18 protein-coding genes and 1 riboswitch are annotated in these 16,066 nt (G+C 71.2%); of the genes, 8 read left to right on the forward strand and 10 right to left on the reverse strand.

From position 1 onward, the window contains the following. Together AB8Z36_RS09255 and AB8Z36_RS09260 are read right to left on the reverse strand one after the other, a co-directional pair. Positions 1–1,007: PP2C family protein-serine/threonine phosphatase (locus tag AB8Z36_RS09255; RefSeq protein ID WP_369212732.1), on the reverse strand; the 1,007-nt coding region annotated here is incomplete at its 3' end. A gap of 269 nt (positions 1,008–1,276) precedes the next feature. Then, entirely contained in the window at positions 1,277–2,062 is a 786-nt protein-coding gene (locus AB8Z36_RS09260) for an ArsR/SmtB family transcription factor (RefSeq protein ID WP_369212733.1), read from the reverse strand. A gap of 211 nt (positions 2,063–2,273) precedes the next feature. Here AB8Z36_RS09260 and AB8Z36_RS09265 point away from each other — a divergent pair, with 211 nt between their 5' ends. After that, positions 2,274–2,882, forward strand: coding sequence for a VanZ family protein (locus tag AB8Z36_RS09265; RefSeq protein ID WP_369212734.1), 609 nt, complete (start codon positions 2,274–2,276; stop codon positions 2,880–2,882). Positions 2,883–2,920: 38 nt separating this feature from the next. Here AB8Z36_RS09265 and AB8Z36_RS09270 read toward each other — a convergent pair whose 3' ends face one another. The 4 genes from AB8Z36_RS09270 to AB8Z36_RS09285 all read right to left on the reverse strand — a co-directional run bounded on the left by AB8Z36_RS09270 (position 2,921) and on the right by AB8Z36_RS09285 (position 4,783). Continuing rightward, positions 2,921–3,049: a hypothetical protein gene (locus tag AB8Z36_RS09270; protein ID WP_369212735.1), complete on the reverse strand. Its 129-nt coding sequence runs from the start codon at positions 3,047–3,049 to the stop codon at positions 2,921–2,923. A 111-nt stretch (positions 3,050–3,160) separates the two neighbouring features. Next, on the reverse strand, positions 3,161–3,958 hold the full coding sequence (locus tag AB8Z36_RS09275) for an SDR family oxidoreductase (RefSeq protein ID WP_369212736.1): 798 nt from the start codon (positions 3,956–3,958) through the stop codon (positions 3,161–3,163). Between the two features lie 113 nt (positions 3,959–4,071). Next, positions 4,072–4,251, reverse strand: a complete 180-nt coding sequence (locus tag AB8Z36_RS09280) for a hypothetical protein (RefSeq protein WP_369212737.1) — start codon at positions 4,249–4,251, stop codon at positions 4,072–4,074. Positions 4,252–4,384: 133 nt separating this feature from the next. After that, the gene (locus tag AB8Z36_RS09285) at positions 4,385–4,783 is read right to left on the reverse strand and encodes a VOC family protein (RefSeq protein WP_369212738.1); all 399 of its coding nucleotides are present in this window, start codon (positions 4,781–4,783) and stop codon (positions 4,385–4,387) included. Between the two features lie 222 nt (positions 4,784–5,005). Continuing rightward, positions 5,006–5,183, forward strand: a riboswitch (cobalamin riboswitch). A 243-nt stretch (positions 5,184–5,426) separates the two neighbouring features. On the opposite strand from AB8Z36_RS09285, the gene AB8Z36_RS09290 reads away from it, so the two are divergent. The 5 genes from AB8Z36_RS09290 (at position 5,427) to AB8Z36_RS09310 (ending at position 10,470) form a co-directional block, all read left to right on the forward strand. After that, a complete protein-coding gene (locus AB8Z36_RS09290) occupies positions 5,427–6,926 on the forward strand; it encodes a CoA-acylating methylmalonate-semialdehyde dehydrogenase (RefSeq protein ID WP_369212739.1) in 1,500 nt (499 codons plus the stop codon). A 5-nt stretch (positions 6,927–6,931) separates the two neighbouring features. After that, positions 6,932–8,080 (forward strand): acyl-CoA dehydrogenase family protein, encoded by a 1,149-nt coding sequence (locus AB8Z36_RS09295; protein ID WP_369212740.1) that lies wholly within the window; start codon positions 6,932–6,934, stop codon positions 8,078–8,080. Next, entirely contained in the window at positions 8,077–9,144 is a 1,068-nt protein-coding gene (locus tag AB8Z36_RS09300; RefSeq protein ID WP_369212741.1) for an enoyl-CoA hydratase/isomerase family protein, read from the forward strand. The genes AB8Z36_RS09295 and AB8Z36_RS09300 overlap by 4 nt, the downstream gene beginning before the upstream one ends. Next, positions 9,138–10,073 carry a 3-hydroxyisobutyrate dehydrogenase gene (gene mmsB / locus AB8Z36_RS09305; protein ID WP_369212742.1) on the forward strand — a complete coding sequence of 312 codons (936 nt, stop codon included), beginning with the start codon at positions 9,138–9,140 and terminating at the stop codon, positions 10,071–10,073. Before AB8Z36_RS09300 ends, mmsB begins: the two co-directional genes overlap by 7 nt. Positions 10,074–10,242: 169 nt before the next feature. Next, positions 10,243–10,470, forward strand: coding sequence for a hypothetical protein (locus tag AB8Z36_RS09310; RefSeq protein WP_369212743.1), 228 nt, complete (start codon positions 10,243–10,245; stop codon positions 10,468–10,470). On the opposite strand, the gene cutA is transcribed toward AB8Z36_RS09310, so the two are convergent. Next, positions 10,428–10,754, reverse strand: a complete 327-nt coding sequence (cutA, locus tag AB8Z36_RS09315; RefSeq protein WP_369212744.1) for a divalent-cation tolerance protein CutA — start codon at positions 10,752–10,754, stop codon at positions 10,428–10,430. The two genes, AB8Z36_RS09310 and cutA, sit on opposite strands and share 43 nt — an antisense overlap. A gap of 65 nt (positions 10,755–10,819) precedes the next feature. Next, positions 10,820–11,902, reverse strand: a complete 1,083-nt coding sequence (locus tag AB8Z36_RS09320) for a tartrate dehydrogenase (protein WP_369212745.1) — start codon at positions 11,900–11,902, stop codon at positions 10,820–10,822. Between the two features lie 151 nt (positions 11,903–12,053). Here AB8Z36_RS09320 and AB8Z36_RS09325 point away from each other — a divergent pair, with 151 nt between their 5' ends. After that, positions 12,054–12,995: a LysR family transcriptional regulator gene (locus AB8Z36_RS09325; RefSeq protein ID WP_369212746.1), complete on the forward strand. Its 942-nt coding sequence runs from the start codon at positions 12,054–12,056 to the stop codon at positions 12,993–12,995. A 50-nt stretch (positions 12,996–13,045) separates the two neighbouring features. Here the strand turns inward: AB8Z36_RS09325 and AB8Z36_RS09330 are convergent, their stop codons facing one another. Further along, the gene (locus tag AB8Z36_RS09330; protein ID WP_369212747.1) at positions 13,046–13,723 is read right to left on the reverse strand and encodes a 2OG-Fe dioxygenase family protein; all 678 of its coding nucleotides are present in this window, start codon (positions 13,721–13,723) and stop codon (positions 13,046–13,048) included. 243 nt (positions 13,724–13,966) lie between these two features. Between AB8Z36_RS09330 and AB8Z36_RS09335 the strand changes: the two genes are divergently transcribed. Beyond that, a complete protein-coding gene (locus AB8Z36_RS09335; RefSeq protein ID WP_369212748.1) occupies positions 13,967–15,601 on the forward strand; it encodes a PucR family transcriptional regulator in 1,635 nt (544 codons plus the stop codon). 22 nt (positions 15,602–15,623) lie between these two features. Here the strand turns inward: AB8Z36_RS09335 and AB8Z36_RS09340 are convergent, their stop codons facing one another. Beyond that, entirely contained in the window at positions 15,624–16,043 is a 420-nt protein-coding gene (locus AB8Z36_RS09340; RefSeq protein ID WP_369212749.1) for an SRPBCC family protein, read from the reverse strand. Between the last annotated feature and the right edge of the window lie 23 nt (positions 16,044–16,066).

Here is a 16,066-nt window from a genome sequence, read left to right on the forward strand (position 1 = left end):
GCGTGGTGGCGGATGATGAAGTCGGTGAACCGCGCCAGGCCGAATTCGCGGCCGGTGGGGCTGCGGGCCTCGGTGATGCCGTCGGTGTAGAGGTCCAGGTGGGTGCTCCAGCGGCTGCCGCGGATGATGATGGGCCGTAGGTGCCCGCGGTTGACCCAGCTGAGCATGCCGGTGCGGGTGTCGAGCGTGGCGAGGATTCCGGTGACGTACCGGTGGTGGTCGAACTGTTCGATCAGCGCCTTCTCCACGGCCTCGCCCTTGGCGATGAGACCGGCGTCGGAGCGCCGGGCGTTGCGGCAGGCGCCCAGGGCCAGGGCCGCGCTCAGCCCGGCGGCGGTGTCGTGGCCCATGGCGTCGAAGATGCTCAGGTGGACCAGCGGGCCGTCGGTGGCGTACTCGTAGGCGTCGCCGCTGATCTGGTACGCCGGTTCCATCGACGCGGCGATCATCACGCGTCCGTCGGCGTAGGTCCGCGGGGGCATCAGGTTCCACTGCATCTCGGCGGCGAGGTTCAGCGGCTCGGTCCGGCTCAGCCTGGCCAGCGTGTCGCTCGACCTCCGCTTGCTCACGATGATCAGGGCCAGCAGGGAGACCAGGCGGTTCAGGTCCTCCTGCGTGCGCGTGTCATCGTGCTCGGCCGCCGCGTAGAGCACGCCGAGGCGCTCGGTGCCGTCAAGGATGGGCACCCACCATGCCGATCCTTCACCCCCGGGCGGGTCGGCGCTGATGATGCTGCCGTACTGGTAGGCGCGGCCCGGTGCGGTGCCGTCGATCCGCAGTTCCTTCTCCGGCGCCGCGCCGGGCGGCGGCTTGCCCCCTGCCAGCAGGCGCAGTACCCGCCCCTGCAAGTCGTCGAGGTAGATCACCGCCTCGGTGAATCCGGCGGCGCGAGCGTGCTCGGCCACCACCTCCGGCAGCCGTTCGACGGGCAGGAGATGGCTGGCGGCCAGCAGGTCGGCGAGTATCTGCCGCCCGCCCGCCTCGCGCTCTTGGTCCACGCTCTCCACGCTCGTTCACCTCTCCTCGGCGGCATCGCACGACCTGCGCCGCTTTCTCCCAGCGTCGCCCTGTTGTGGGCGCACCGCCGCTTCGGAGGGCCGGGCACCTCCTGTCCCCACGGACTGGGGGTGCCCGGTAATCACGAGCTGACTCATTTCCGTACCCGTGTCCGCACCACGGCTACGGCTACGGCTACGGCTACGGGTGGGGCTGGGGCCCGCGGCTGGGACCGGAGCCCCGGGGACGGGGCTGGGGCCGTCATGGCTGCGGCGCGGGGTCAGGCCTTTTCGAGGATGGTCTTCAGGTGGGACATCATCATGGTCCAGCCGCCGCCGACGCCCTCGAGCATCTTGGAGTCGGCCGAGTCGAACCCGTCGTGGGTGATGGTCAGCTTCACGCCCAGCTCCGGCTCCTCGGCGGGCTCGATGTCGAAGGCGACCTTGGAGCGCTCCTTGGCCGCCTCGGCGAACTCCGCCTCGCTCATGCCGAGCATGTCCTTGTGCATGGGCTGGAGCGTGTGCCAGGTGTAGGCGAGCCGCTTGCCGGGCTCCGACTCGGTGACGACCTGGCCGAGGTCCTGCGGCTCGCCGCCGTCCTCGACCGGCCACAGCACCTTCGAGCCGACCTTCCAGTCGGAGGAGGGCGCCCAGCCGCCGTGGTACTGCTTCAGGAACTCCGGGCTGGTCAGCCCCTCCCACAGCTTCTCGGGCGTGGTGGCGATGTAGATCGTGTAGACGTACTCGGGCTTGCTCATGGCCGTTCCTTCCAGGGCGTGCTTGAGGTTGCCGAGCGCGGCCATCCGGCCCCGCTCGTACTGACCGATCCAGCGGTCGGTGATGTCGTGGATGGGCACGGGATTGAGATAGTGCAGCCTTTCCCGGCCGTGCCGGACCGCGGTGACCAGGCCCGCGCCCTCCAGCACCGCCAGGTGCTTGGACACGGCCTGCCGGGTCATCTCCAGCCCCACGCACAGCTCGCGCAGGCTCTGCCCGGACCGCTCGTTCAGCCGGTCGAGCAACCGCCTCCGGCTCGCATCGGCGAGCGCCTTGAACACCTCGTCCATGTCATCCAACCCCCTCCACTCCAGATTGGCAACCATCCGGTTGCATGTCAAACGGGGGATGTGGGCGCAGTCGCAAGCGTCGTGCCACTTGGTTACCTGGCCGGTACGCTCCGTGTGCGAACAGCGGGGCTCGCGATCCGGCGTCGACCGCCTCGGCTGAACGCCACAGGGCCGTCCAAGTGGCTCGACTGCTGAAGCCGAGGAGCTCTGCATGTGGCGCGCCGTTTTCTACGTGAACGCGTGGACCGTGTGCCTCTTTCTTGCCGCCGTCGCCGCGACGGCGGCCGGGCTCGGCGTGTGGCGACGTGCGTCGCCGGGGCGTCAGCGCCGGGCGGCTCGGATGCTGTGGCTGGGGTGTCTGGTGGTGGTGCTGGCGGCCACCGTGATCCCGGAGTGGCCGATCGGCCCCGGCGTCCCCTACGTGGCGATGATCCCCGGGGAGGGGCTGTGGGGGAGCGCCGCCGACCATATGTACGCCGGTGAACGGCACATGATCCTCGTTCTGCAGATCGCCAACGCCGCCATGTTCGTGCCGATCGGTCTGTTCGCGTACATGGCGGGACGACGTCCCGCGACCGTAGGGATCGTGGGCGGCTGCCTGGCGTTGAGCGTCATCATCGAGGCGGTGCAGCTGGTGATGAATGCCGGGCGTGTCGTTGATGTCGATGACGTCATCTTCAACACCCTGGGGGGTCTGTCCGGCTGCTTGCTGGGCAGGGCCGCCTGGGGCGTGATCGGGCGGGGCGCCGCAGGTGATGTGCGGCGCCATGCGGCCCGGGCGTACTCGCTCCGCTCCTGGCTCGGCCAGTACTGGGGCTGAGGTTCCGGGAGCCTGGTCTCTCGGCGCGCCCGGCGTCCCTACCGTCGGCGCCGGAAGGTCAGCCACAGGCGGGCCGCGATCAGGCCCAGCACGACGACGCCGACCGTGATCTGGGCCCAGCGGGGGAGGGCGCCCGAGCCGGGCAGGTACAGGGCGAGGGCAGTCACGTCGTGCTCCTTGGTCGGTGCGGGGTGCGCGGTGATGAGTGCCGGGTGCTGAGTCTTGGGTGTCAGCGATTCTTCTACGACGGGGGCGCGCGGGCCCGCCCGCTCGCTCGGCTAGTCGATACCGCCGTTGCTCTGCAGCAGCTGGCCGTTGATCCAACCGCCCTCCTCGGAACAGAGGAACCTGACCAGGTTCGCGCAGTCCTGCGGTACGCCCAGGCGGCCCAAGGGGGTGGAGCGGATCATCTCCGTCTTCAGTTCGTCCGTCATCCAGCCGGTGTCCGTCGGTCCGGGATTGATCGCGTTGCAGGTCACGCCCAGGTGGGCCAGCTCCTGAGCGGCGGCCAGGGTGATGCGGTCCATCGCGCCCTTGCTCGCCCCGTAGGGGAGGTTGCCCGCGGTGTGGTCGCTGGTCAGGCTGACGATGCGCCCACTGCCGTGGCGGTCGCGGAACCGCATCCCGTACTCCCGGATCAGCAGCCAGGTCGCCCGCGCGTTGACCGCGAAGTGCCGGTCGAAGCTCTCCACCGTGGTGTCCAGGAGGCCGGAGTCGACCGACTCGCAGTGGCAGAGCACCAGGGCGGTGACGATGCCCAGTTCGCGCTCGACCTCGTCGAAGAGCTGGGGCGGTACGGCCGGGTCGCTCAGGTCCGCCTCGATCGCGAGGGTCCTCCCGCCGAGGGATGCCACCTTCTTCCGCAACTCCGCGGGCGCACCCGGCTCCACGCCCCACTGCATCCGTGCGTCATACGGGGTCCAGTACGTGAAGGCCACGTCCCACCCGGCCCGCGCCAGACCCAGCACCACCGACGCCGCGATCCCCGCCGACCGCCCCGCCCCCGTGACCAGGGCGAGCGGGCGCTCCGCCGCTTCCACGTCCTGCCGGTCGCTCACGTGCGTCTCACCAGTCATGCCCCCATCCTGGCCACCAGGTATACACATGACACACGGTTTTCCCGCGCGCGGCTCGCGCAGGCCCTGCCCCGAGCCTCGGTCACCTCTTCGGCCCGATCTTCACCTCCGGCTCAAAGCCGTGGCAGCGCTACGTTGTTGATCAGCGGTCCCTCGATCGTGACCCCCTCGGTGACCAAGGGGGCCACGGCCGGGAGCACCGGCCACGGGTTGGCCATGGCGTGGGCCGGTACGGTGGACACCACGGCCAGGGCGAGCGTTCCGAGCATCAGGGCGGCGAAGCGACGCAGCATTGCTGGTTCCTGTCTGGAGGCGTGATCGACGGCGTACCGGCGGCCCAACTGAAGGCGCGGGCCACAGAGATCAACGTCCGGCCGTTCCTTGCGTCACGGAGCTCCGTCCAGTTCCGCGGCCGGTTTCCGGCCGCTACTTCTGCGGCGGCGCCAGCGTGCGCAGGACGCAGAACTCGTTGCCCTCGGGGTCGGCCATGACCACCCAGTTGCGGTCGGGGCCCTGGCCCACGTCCGTCGTGGTGGCGCCGAGGGCGAGCAGTCGGGTCACCTCGTCCTGGGTGCTGCCGTCGATCGGGCTGACGTCGAGGTGGAGCCGGTTCTTGGCGGTCCTGCCCTCGGGCACCTGGATGAATTGCAGGGTGGGAGGCATCTGCCGGGCGCGGATGTCCTCGATGGTCGGCACCCAGGAGCCGATCTCGACCTTCCCCTCGCCGCGGTCGATCACCGTGAAGTCCAGGACCTCGCACCAGAAGGCGGCGAGGGTCTCCGGGTCGTGGCAGTCGACGGTCAACTCGGTGAATCTGCTGGTCATGTCTCTCCCAGGTAGCACGCGGACGGTGCTCAGGGTATGCCGTCCGGCCGACGGCCGAATATCTTTTCGACTCGCTCCCTGGCCCGCTTTCGCTCCCTGGCCCGCTTTCGCTGGCTGGTCCGCTGCTGCTCCCTGAGTCCGCGTTCGCCACCTGATCCGCGCTCGCTCCCTAGTCCGCGACCGCCTGCGGCGAGAGGGGCTGGACTTACTAGGACGTCCAACTATATGTTCGTGGCACAAGGTCCGCGGTGCAGGGAAGCCGGTGTGAGTCCGGCACGGTCCCGCCACTGTGACCGGGGAGTGTGCTGCCATCCACACGCCACTGGCGAGATCCGCCGGGAAGGCGGGCGGCGCGCGGAGATCCGGGAGTCAGGATACCGGCCGCGGAGTACGCAGTGTTGTCCACGAGGATGGAGCAGACACGCATGGCACCGGTATGTCCTTACGGCCATGTCCCTACGGCCTCGGTGATCCGGCGGAGCGCGGTCAACTGCCCACGCCCATAACCCCGTAGACCTCCGTGACCCTTCGCGGTCGCGATGGTCGCTGTCTCACGGCCCGCACCGACAGCGCACCCACCCGTGCACCGGTCGGCCGCCGCGCCGTGCCATCCCCGGATCTCACCTGACGAGAGCAGGCACCCATGGTCCGTGAACTGACCCATTTCATCGGCGGCAAGCACACCGCCGGAACGTCCGGCCTCTTCGCCGACGTGTACGACCCCAACACCGGCACCGTTCAGGCGCGCGTACCGCTCGCGGGCCGGGCCGACACCGAGGCGGCGATCGCCGACGCGGTCACCGCCCAGCAGGAGTGGGGCGAGTGGAACCCGCAGCGGCGCGCCCGCGTCCTGCTGCGCTTCCTCCAGCTCGTCGAGGCCGAGCGCGACTCCCTGGCGCGGCTGCTCTCGGCCGAGCACGGCAAGACCGTTCCCGACGCGCACGGTGACATCCAACGCGGCCTGGAGGTCGTGGAGTTCGCCGCGGGCATCCCGCATCTGCTCAAGGGCGAGTTCACCGACAATGCCGGAACCGGCATCGACGTGCACTCCCTGCGTTCCCCGATCGGTGTGGTCGCCGGGGTCACCCCGTTCAACTTCCCCGCCATGATCCCGCTGTGGCAGGCCGCACCCGCCCTGGCCTGCGGCAACGCCTTCATCCTCAAGCCCTCCGAACGCGACCCGTCCGTCCCGCTGCGGCTGGCCGGACTCTTCCTTGAGGCGGGCCTGCCGCCCGGCGTCCTCAATGTGGTCAACGGCGGCAAGGAAGCGGTCGACACCCTCCTGGCCGACCCCCGTGTCGGCGCGCTCGGCTTCGTCGGCTCCACGCCCGTCGCCGCGCACCTCTACGCCACCGCCGCCGCCCACGGCAAGCGCGCCCAGTGCTTCGGCGGCGCCAAGAACCACATGATCGTCATGCCGGACGCCGACCTCGACCAGGCCGTCGACGCCCTCATCGGCGCCGGGTACGGTTCCGCGGGCGAGCGGTGCATGGCCATCTCGGTGGCCGTGCCCGTCGGCGAGGAGACCGCCGACGCGCTTGTCGCCCGGCTCAAGGAACGCATCGGCGCCCTGCGCATCGGCCGCAGCGACGACCCTCGGGCCGACTTCGGTCCGCTGGTGAGCCGCGACGCCCTGGACCGGGTCCGGCGCTATGTCGACATCGGCGTCAACGAGGGCGCCGAAATCGTCGTGGACGGACGCCACTTCGCCCTGCCCGAGCACGAGAACGGCTTCTTCGCCGGTGCCTCGCTCTTCGACCGGGTCAGCCCCCGGATGCGGATCTACCGGGAGGAGATCTTCGGGCCCGTCCTGTGCGTCGTACGGGCCGCGGACTACGAGGAGGCCCTGCGGCTGCCCAGCGAGCACCCCTACGGCAACGGCGTCGCGATCTTCACCAGGGACGGCGACACCGCCCGCGACTTCACCCGCCGCGTCAACACCGGCATGGTCGGGGTGAACGTCCCCATCCCGGTCCCCGTCGCCTATCACACCTTCGGCGGCTGGAAGCGCTCCGGCTTCGGCGATCTGAACCAGCACGGCCCCGACGCCATCCGCTTCTGCACCCGTACCAAGACCGTCACCTCGCGCTGGCCCTCCGGGGTCAGGGAAGGCGCGAGCTTCACCCTGCCCACCATGGGATGAGCGGCATGACCACCACCTCGCTCACCCAGGACCAACAAGCCCTCGTCGAGGCCACCCTGGACTTCGCCGAGGACCATCTGGCACCCCGCGCCGTGCAGTGGGACGCCGACAAGCACTTCCCCCTGGACGTCCTGCGCAAGGCGGCCGGGCTCGGGCTCGGCGGCGTCTACGTACGGGAAGAGGAGGGCGGCAGCGGGCTCAGCAGGGCCGATGGCGTCCTCGTCTTCGAGGCCCTCGCCTCGGGCTGCCCCTCCATCGCCGGATACCTCTCCATCCACAACATGGTCGCCTGGATGATCGACGCCTACGGCACTCCGGAGCAGCGGGCCCGCAGGCTGCCGCGCCTGTGCTCGATGGACGATCTAGGCAGCTACTGCCTGACCGAACCGGGCGCCGGATCGGACGCCGCCTCCTTGCGCACCCGCGCGGTCCGCGACGGCGAGGACTACGTCCTCAGCGGGGTCAAGCAGTTCATCTCCGGCGCGGGCGCCGCACAGGTGTACATCGTCATGGCACGCACCGGCGGCGAAGGGCCACGCGGTGTCTCCGCCTTCCTCGTCGACCGGGACGACGCCGGGCTCTCCTTCGGCCCCAACGAGAAGAAGATGGGCTGGAACGCCCAGCCCACCCGCCAGGTCGTCCTCGACGAGGTCCGCGTCCCCGCCGACCGGCTGCTCGGCCGCGCGGGCGACGGCTTCAGGATCGCCATGAGCGGGCTGAACGGCGGACGGCTCGGCATCGCCGCCTGCTCCCTGGGCGGCGCCCGCAGCGCCCTGGACAAGAGCCTGGCCCACCTCGCCGACCGGGAGGCGTTCGGCGCCCGGCTCCTGGACGCCCAGGCCCTGCAATTCCGGCTGGCCGACATGGCCACCGAACTCACCGCCGCCCGCGCCCTGGTGCGCCAGGCGGCCGAGGCCCTGGACCGCCACGACCCGCAGGCGCCAGGGCTGTGCGCGATGGCCAAGCGCTTCGCCACCGACACCGGCTACTCCGTCGCCGACCGGGCCCTGCAACTGCACGGCGGCTACGGCTATGTGACCGAGTACGGCATCGAGAAGATCGTCCGCGACCTCCGCGTCCACCAGATCCTGGAAGGAACCAACGAGATCATGCGCGTCATCGTGGCCCGAAGCCTGACCGAGGCGCTGCGGTGAGCGCGGCCGAGGACCACGTCCTGCTCCGCACCGAAGGCCGCGCCGCCCACCTCACCCTGAACCGGCCCCAGGCACTCAACGCCCTCACCCACGCCATGGTCGACCGCATCGACCAGGCGCTGACCGCCTGGGAGAACGACCCGGCCGTCCACACCGTGATCATCCAAGGCGCCGGGGGCCGTGGCCTGTGCGCGGGCGGCGACATCCGGTCCATCTACGAGGACGCGCGCGCCGGGACGGCCGTCTCCGCCGCCTTCTGGCGCGACGAGTACCGGCTCAACGCCCGTATCGCCCGCTTCCCCAAGCCCTACGTCGCCGTGATGGACGGCATCGTGATGGGCGGCGGCGTCGGCATCTCCGCCCACGGCGACATCCGCGTCGTCACCGAACGCTCCCGCATCGCCATGCCGGAGACCGGCATCGGCTTCACCCCCGACGTGGGCGGCACCTACCTGCTGCCCCTCGCCCCCGGGGAACTCGGCACCCATCTCGCACTCACCGGCGCCCGGATCGGCGCGGGCGACGCCCTGCTGTGCGGCCTCGCCGACCACTTCATCTCCAGTACGGACCTGCCCGACTTCCTCACCGCCCTCGCCACGCGGCCGGTGTGGGACGCGCTGAAGCAGTACGTGGGCCGGGCGCCCGCCGGAGAACTCGCCGCACACCGGGGCTGGATCGACGCCTGCTACGGCGCCGACACGGTGGAGGAGATCCTCGCCCGGCTGCGCGGTCATGGCTCGCTCGCCGCCGCCGATGCGGCCGACACCCTGGCCGCCAAGTCGCCCACCGCCTTGAAGGTCACCCTCGCCGCCCTGCGACGGGCACCACGGCTCGGCCCGCTGGAGCGCGTCCTTGAGCAGGAGTACCGGATCTCCTGCGCCGCCCTCACCTCGCACGACCTGCCCGAGGGAATCCGCGCCCAGGTCATCGACAAGGACCGCAGCCCCCGCTGGTCACCGGCCACCCTGGCCGAGGTCGACGAGGCCGCCGTGCGGCGCTACTTCACCCCGCCACCGGGCGGCGAACTCGGCCTGGCAGCGGCCCCGCAGGAGGTGGCGTGGTGAACGGCGCGCGCACGATCGGCTTCGTCGGTCTCGGCCATATGGGCGGCCCCATGGCGGCCAACCTCGCCAAGGCAGGACACCGCGTCCTCGGCTACGACCTGCTGCCCGAACTGCTCGACGCGGCCGCGGGAAGCGGCGTGGAGGCGGCCGGATCGGCGGCGGAGGCCGCTGCCGCGGCTGATGTGGTCATCACCATGCTGCCCGCCGGACGGCACGTCCTGAGCCTGTACGGGCAGGAGGGAGTGCTGGCCGCCGCCCGCCCCGGCACCCTGTTCATCGACTGCTCGACCATCGACGTCACCGACGCGCGCGGCGCCCACCAGGCCGCGATCGCCGCCGGAATGCGCGCCCTGGACGCCCCGGTGTCCGGGGGAGTGGTCGGCGCCGAGGCAGGCTCGCTCACCTTCATGGCGGGTGGCGGGCACGCCGAGTTCGCCGAGGCCGAACCCCTGCTGAGCGTCATGGGCGACAAGGCGGTGCACTGCGGCGGTCCCGGCGCCGGACAGGCCGCGAAGATCTGCAACAACATGATCCTGGGCATCTCGATGATCGCGGTGAGCGAGGCGTTCGTCCTCGGTGAGAGCCTGGGCCTGTCCCACCAGGCCCTGTACGACGTGGCCTCCACCGCGTCCGGCCAGTGCTGGGCCCTGAGCGTCAACTGCCCCGTGCCGGGACCCGTTCCGGACAGTCCCGCCAACCGCGCCTACCGCCCCGGCTTCGCTGCCCCGCTGATGGCCAAGGACCTGGGCCTGGCCGCCAACGCCCTGCACGCCGGGGGCATCGACGCACCCCTCGGCCTGAAGGCGGCGGAACTGTACGCGGCGTACGCCCAGGGCGCCGGAGCGGAGCGGGACTTCTCCGGGATCGTCGACACCATCAGGCAGCGGCCCACGACCAGGGACCAGGGGAACGGAGCGGACCCAACCTGAGATCGAACTGGGCGTCGTCCCACGGCATCGGCGGTTCCCGGCGGCTGACCCGCGCTGTCTGACCCGCGCTGTCGGCAAGGCCAAGCGGCCGCCGGAGTTCACGCACTCCTCCGGCGGCGAGCCCATGTAATGGTTGTGCCGCCCAAGACCATGACGTCACCTTGGAGGCATGACTTCCGCAGCGAAGATCGCGCCGACGGTCGACCGATGCCCCGTCTGCCATGAGCCGACTCCGGCACGCAGGCAGTGGTGGACCCTGAGATCCAGCCACCGCACCTCCGAAGGAGAGGTGGAGTACTGCGTCGGCGGCTGCGGCTGCCTCGTCGTCCTGGTCAACGGGGAGTTGGTCAAGGCTCACTCGGGAGCGGCCGACTCCTCGCGCACCCAGGACAGGTAGGCACCGGACCCGCCGGTGACCGGCAGGGTGATCCACTCCGGGACGTCATAGCTGTGCTCCGCGCCCACCCACGCCTCCAGTTCAGGCAGCCGGTCGGTGGTCGTCTTGTACGAGACGCGCCATTCCGTCGCGGTTTCCACGGCGCCCTGCCAGCGGTAGACCGCGGTGAAGGGCTGGTCGATATGGGCGCAGGCCGCCAGTCGGCGCTCGACCGCGCCGCGCGCCAGCGCCTTCGCCCGGTCCTCGTCGTCGATGGTCGTCTGAGCGATCACGATCTCGTTCACGCTGTGATCCTCTCCTCCCGGCCGCATGGATGAAACCCACGCCCGGCACCGTGTCAGCTCTGCGCTCACGCCGAGGCCGAGATGCGGTCCGCGATGGCCTTTCCGAGTCCTGCCGTCGTGCCGCTGCCGCCGAGGTCGGGGGTGACCACGTCGGGCTGTTCGTGCAGGACACTCTCGATCGCCGCCACCATGTGGTCGGCCGCTCCGGGTTCGCCGAGGTGGGTCAGCATCATCGCGCCGCTCCAGATCTGGCCGACGGGGTTGGCGATGCCCCGGCCCGCGATGTCCGGGGCCGAGCCGTGCACCGGCTCGAACAGGCTCGGGAAGGTCCGGTCGGGGTTGATGTTGGCGCTCGGGGCGATGCCGATCGTGCCGGTGCAGGCGGGGCCGAGGTCGGAGAGGATGTCGCCGAAGAGGTTGCTGGCCACCACGACGTCGTACCGGTCGGGTTGGAGGACGAACTTGGCGGCCAGGATGTCGATGTGGTCCTTGTCCGCGGTCACCTCCGGGTAGCGGGCCGCCATCTCGGTGGCGCGCTCGTCCCAGTACGGCATGGAGATCGAGATTCCGTTGCTCTTGGTCGCCCAGGTCAGGTGCTTGCGAGGGCGGGTGCGGGCCAGTTCGAAGGCATAGCGCAGCACCCGGTCGACGCCGGTCCTGGTCATCACGGTCTCCTGGAGCACCGTCTCCCGCTCCGTGCCCTCGAAGATCCGGCCGCCGATGCTGGAGTACTCGCCCTCGGTGTTCTCCCGCACGACATAGAAGTCGATGTCGCCGGGCCGGTGGTCGCGCAGCGGACTGCGCACCCCGCGCAGCAGCCGCACCGGGCGCAGGTTGACGTACTGGTCGAAGCCCCGCCGCAGTTGCAGCAGGCTGCCCCACAGCGAGACGTGGTCCGGAACCACCTCGGGCCAGCCGACGGCCCCGAAGTAGAGCGCGTCGAAGCCACCGAGCACCTCCCGCCAGTCCTCGGGGAGCATCGTGCCGTGCCGCAGCCAGTAGTCGGCGCTCGCGAAGTCGAACTCGGTCACGTCGAGAGTGAAGCCGTGGACTGCCGCGGCGGCCCGCAGACCGCGCAAGCCCTCCGGAACGACCTCTCGGCCGATCCCGTCTCCCGGAATCGCTGCGATGCGGTAGGTCTTCGGCACGGACTGACTCCTCGGCCTGGGTGATCGATGTACGGGGCCGCGCGGCCCGTCCCGCTCGGGGGACTACTGCTCTGCCGCGCGGCATGCGCCCCACCCTGACGAGTGCGGCCGGAGGGTACAAGGGCGTACCGGGCAAGGTAGGTTTTCTCCCATGGAAAGCCTGGGCCGCCCCGTCCGCACCCCGGCCGCGTCCGCCGCCCAGGAGCTTGACCTGCACTTCTTCTCCGTGGTGGCGGCGAGCGAGACGTTGACGTCCGCCTCGCGGGAGCTCGGCTGCTCCCTGCCCGTCGTCAGCAAGCGCCTCAGCGCCCTGGAGCGCCGACTCGGCGTCCGGCTCGTCCAGCGCGGCGCCCGGCGGCTGACGCTCACCTCGGAGGGCGAGCTCTACGCCGCGCGCGTGGCCGCGATCCTGGACCAGGTGCGGGCGCTGGAGGACACCATCACCGGCAAGACGGGAGAGCTGCGCGGGACGGTCGTCGTGGAGGCCACGCTGGGCCTCGGCCGCGCGCATGTCGCGCCGCTCCTCGGCGAGTTCGCCGCCGCTCACCCCGGCGTACACGTACGGATGCAGAGTTCCGCGCTGCCGTTGCGGCGGCGCGACTTCGACGTGGCCGTGCACGTGGGAACACCGCCCGACTCCTCACTGCGCATGCGGCGCCTCGCCCGCAACCGGCGCGTGCCCTGCGCGGCACCGGCCTACCTCGCCCAACGCGGCACCCCGGCCCGCGTGGAGGACCTCGCCGAGCACGACTGCATCGTGCTGCGCGAGAAGGAGAGCGACTTCGCGCTCTGGCGCTTCGGGGACGAGGACCGACCCCGCCACGTACGCGTCCACGGCAGCCTGTCCAGCGACGACGGCGACGTGGTGACCGACTGGGCCCTGGCGGGCCGCGGCGTGATCATGCGGTCGGAGTGGCACGTACGCCCCCACCTCGATCGCGGCGACCTCGTCCACGTCCTGCCTCATGTGCCGACACCGGCCGCCGACATCTACGCGCTGATCGAGGGCGGCGGCCACGTGCCACGCCGGGTCAGCGCGCTCGTCGACCACCTCGCCCAGCGGTTGCCCGAACGGCTGGGCAAGGGGCGCTGAGGGGCGGTGACTGGCGGGGTCGGCACGCCGCCGCGCTCGCAGGGTGCGGGCTACGGTTCGGACCCCTCATCGCGGCGGCCCGCGGTGAGCGTGGTGACCAGGATGTCTCGCCGGGCGGGCAGGGACGCGTCCAGCGGGCGGATGGGGGAGACGCCGTGCAGCGTCCCGCGGTCGTCGCCGAGCAGCAGGGTGCCGGGGCTGGTCAGGGTCGTGGTCCTCAGTTCCGTGCCGTCCAGGTCGTACACCGTGCTCTCGCCGCCGGTGACGTTCACCCGGTCGATGAGCAGCGAGGTCACCAGGGTCACCCCGTCGCGGTGCCGCCCCTCGGGGGTGGGCCGGCCTCCGCCGTTTCCCTCGGCCACCACCCGGAAGGGGTGCACCTGGACCTCCCACTCCTCCGCGTCGTCCAGAGACGCGGCCACTTGGCCGAGCACGCGCAGCAGCGACAGCAGCACCGGCTCGGGCATGAACGCGTCGGTGAGCGGCGCGAAGCGGCGGTCCACCTCCACATACAGCGGATTGCTCTCCTCCGGCTGGACGAAGGCCACATGCTCCCTCGCTTCGAGCTGCCCCGCGCGCGACAGCGAGAAGCGCCCGTACCGACGCAGCCGCCGCGTTCCCAGCTCCGCCGCGTAGGCGTCCGGCGCCAGCTCCTCCCAGTGCGCCGCGAACTCCGCCCACGCCTCCTGGCCCACGCCCAGACACCGCGCGAGGGCAGCTGGAGCCATCCGATGCGAACCATGGGCGGCAAGGGCCCGGCAGGCCTCCTGAAGCGGGGGGTGTGCATGGTGTACGTCCTCGGGGCCCGGGCTTGATCCGCCCGCCTGCCCCGCTGCCCCGCTGAGCCCTTCGACCATGGCACTCATACTGCGGGGCGGCGGCACGTCCCGCATCCGCTGCACGGAGAGGTGCCCGGTCGGCCAGGTTCGCCCCCGTAACCTGGGAATGATGATCAGTGGAGTGGCATGTCGATGAACCCGCGCACCAGTCTCGCGCGAGTGCTCAAGGACTTCAGTCCTGCCCTGCTCGACCTGGTGGAGGGCAGCCCCGGGCCGGAGGACGAGGTCGGCGGGGTGGTCATCCATGACCCGGGCGACGAGATCGCCTACCCGCCGCGCGCCATCGTGCTGGGTGTCGGTGTCTACGGCGCAAAGGACACCGCCCGGCTCCTGCGCGAGGTGGGCGGGCACGGCGCGGCGGCCCTGGTGGTGCGGGGGCCCGTGGAGCGCGGTGAGGCGCTCAGCGCGGCGTCGGCGGAATCGGGCGTGGCCCTGGTCAGCCTGACGCAGGGGGCGTCATGGTCGCAGCTCACCCAGCTCCTGCGGACACTGCTCACCGAGGGGGACGTCGGGGACGCGGGCGTGGAGACACTCGGGGGAGTCCCCTCCGGTGACCTGTTCGCGCTGGCCAACGCCGTCGCCACACTCCTCGACGCGCCGATCACGATCGAGGACCGCCGCCAGCGCATCCTGGCCTTCTCGGGACGGCAGGACGAGGCGGACCAGTCGCGCGTCGCCACGATCCTGGCCCGCCAGGTTCCGGACGCGTATCTGCGGATCCTGGAGAGCCGAGGCGTCTTCAGCGAGCTGTACCGCAGCGACCGCCCCGTACACATCGCCCCCGCCACCATCGAGGAAGGGGAGACGGCGATTCCGCGCGTCGCCGTCGCCGTACGGGCCGGTGACGAGTTCCTCGGCTCGGTGTGGGCCGCCATCGACGGTCCGCTGACCCCCGACCGCGAGCAGGCCTTCCAGGACGCGGCCAAGCTCGTCGCACTGCATCTGCTGCGCCACCGGGCGGGCACCGACGCGCAGAACCGGCTGCGGGCCGACCTGGTGAGCACGGTGCTTGAGGGCGGAGCGGGAGCGGTGGACGCCCTGGACCGGCTGGGTCTGGTCAAGGAGCCCACGCTGGTGATGGCCATGGGCCTCACCGGGGCCGGGGGCGACCATGCCGAGCGGGCGGCGGAGCGGCAGCGGTTGACCAGCGCCCTGGGCATCCACCTCAACGCGGTGCAGCCCCGCTCGGCCCTCGCCCTGCTCGGCGACGTGGCCTACGCCATCGTCCCGGTGGCTTCGGACCCGGTGGCCGGACAGGAGCGGGCGGTGCGGATCGCGGGCAACTTCGTGGAGCGCGCGGGAAAGCGCTCCCCGGTGGTGATCGGCATCGGATCGGTGGCGACCGACCCCGCGGCCATCGGGCCCTCGCGGACCCGGGCGGACCGCGCCCTGCGGGTGCTCCTGAGCGGCCAGGACGGCAGACGGGTCGCCTCCATCGCCGACGTGTACATCGACGCGCTGCTGCTGGATCTGCGCGACCTGGCCGCGGTCCAGGGCGATGAGCTGCTCGGCCCGGTCGCCCGTCTCGCGGCGTACGACGCCCGGCACCGCGCGCACCTGATCGAGACACTGCGCGCCTGGCTGGACGCCTTCGGCGACATCACCGCCGCGTCGTCGAGCGTCTTCGTCCACCCCAACACCTTCCGCTACCGCATCCGTCGCGCAGCCGAAGTCGCCCAAGTCGACTTGCAGGACCCCTCGGTGCGCTTCGCCCTCATGCTCCAGCTCCGGCTGATGCCGTCCGCCGGTCCGGCGTCCCTGGCCTGACCGCACGAGTCCCGCCCCCGCGTCAGGCGGTGAGGGTCTCGTGGAGGGCGTCGAGGCCGTCCCGGTAGATACCGGTGAACAGGGCGGTGACCTCGTCATCGGTGGCGTTGTCGGGGTTGAAGCGGCCGGACCACTGGACCTCGGCGGCGTCGTCGCGGCCGGGGACGGTGTGGACGCGGAGGGTGGAGACGTAGCCGTTGACGGGGAAGGGGGCCTGGAGGATGGCGTAGCTGTAGTGGCGTTCGGTCTCGTTGAAGTCGACGAGGCGTTCCACGATGACCTCGCCTTCGGCGTTCTCGAGCCGACGGACCCGGCCGCCTTCGAGCGGGGTGCTCTCGGGGATGTAGGGGAGCCAGTCGGGCAGGGCGTCGAAGCCTCCGATGAGGCTCCAGACCTTGTCGGGCGAGGCGGGGACGATGCGGCTGACGGATGTCGAGGCCATGGTGTTTCTCCGGGCGGTGGTGC

Source organism: Streptomyces flavofungini, from assembly GCF_041028215.1.
GTDB lineage: Bacteria > Actinomycetota > Actinomycetes > Streptomycetales > Streptomycetaceae > Streptomyces > Streptomyces flavofungini_B.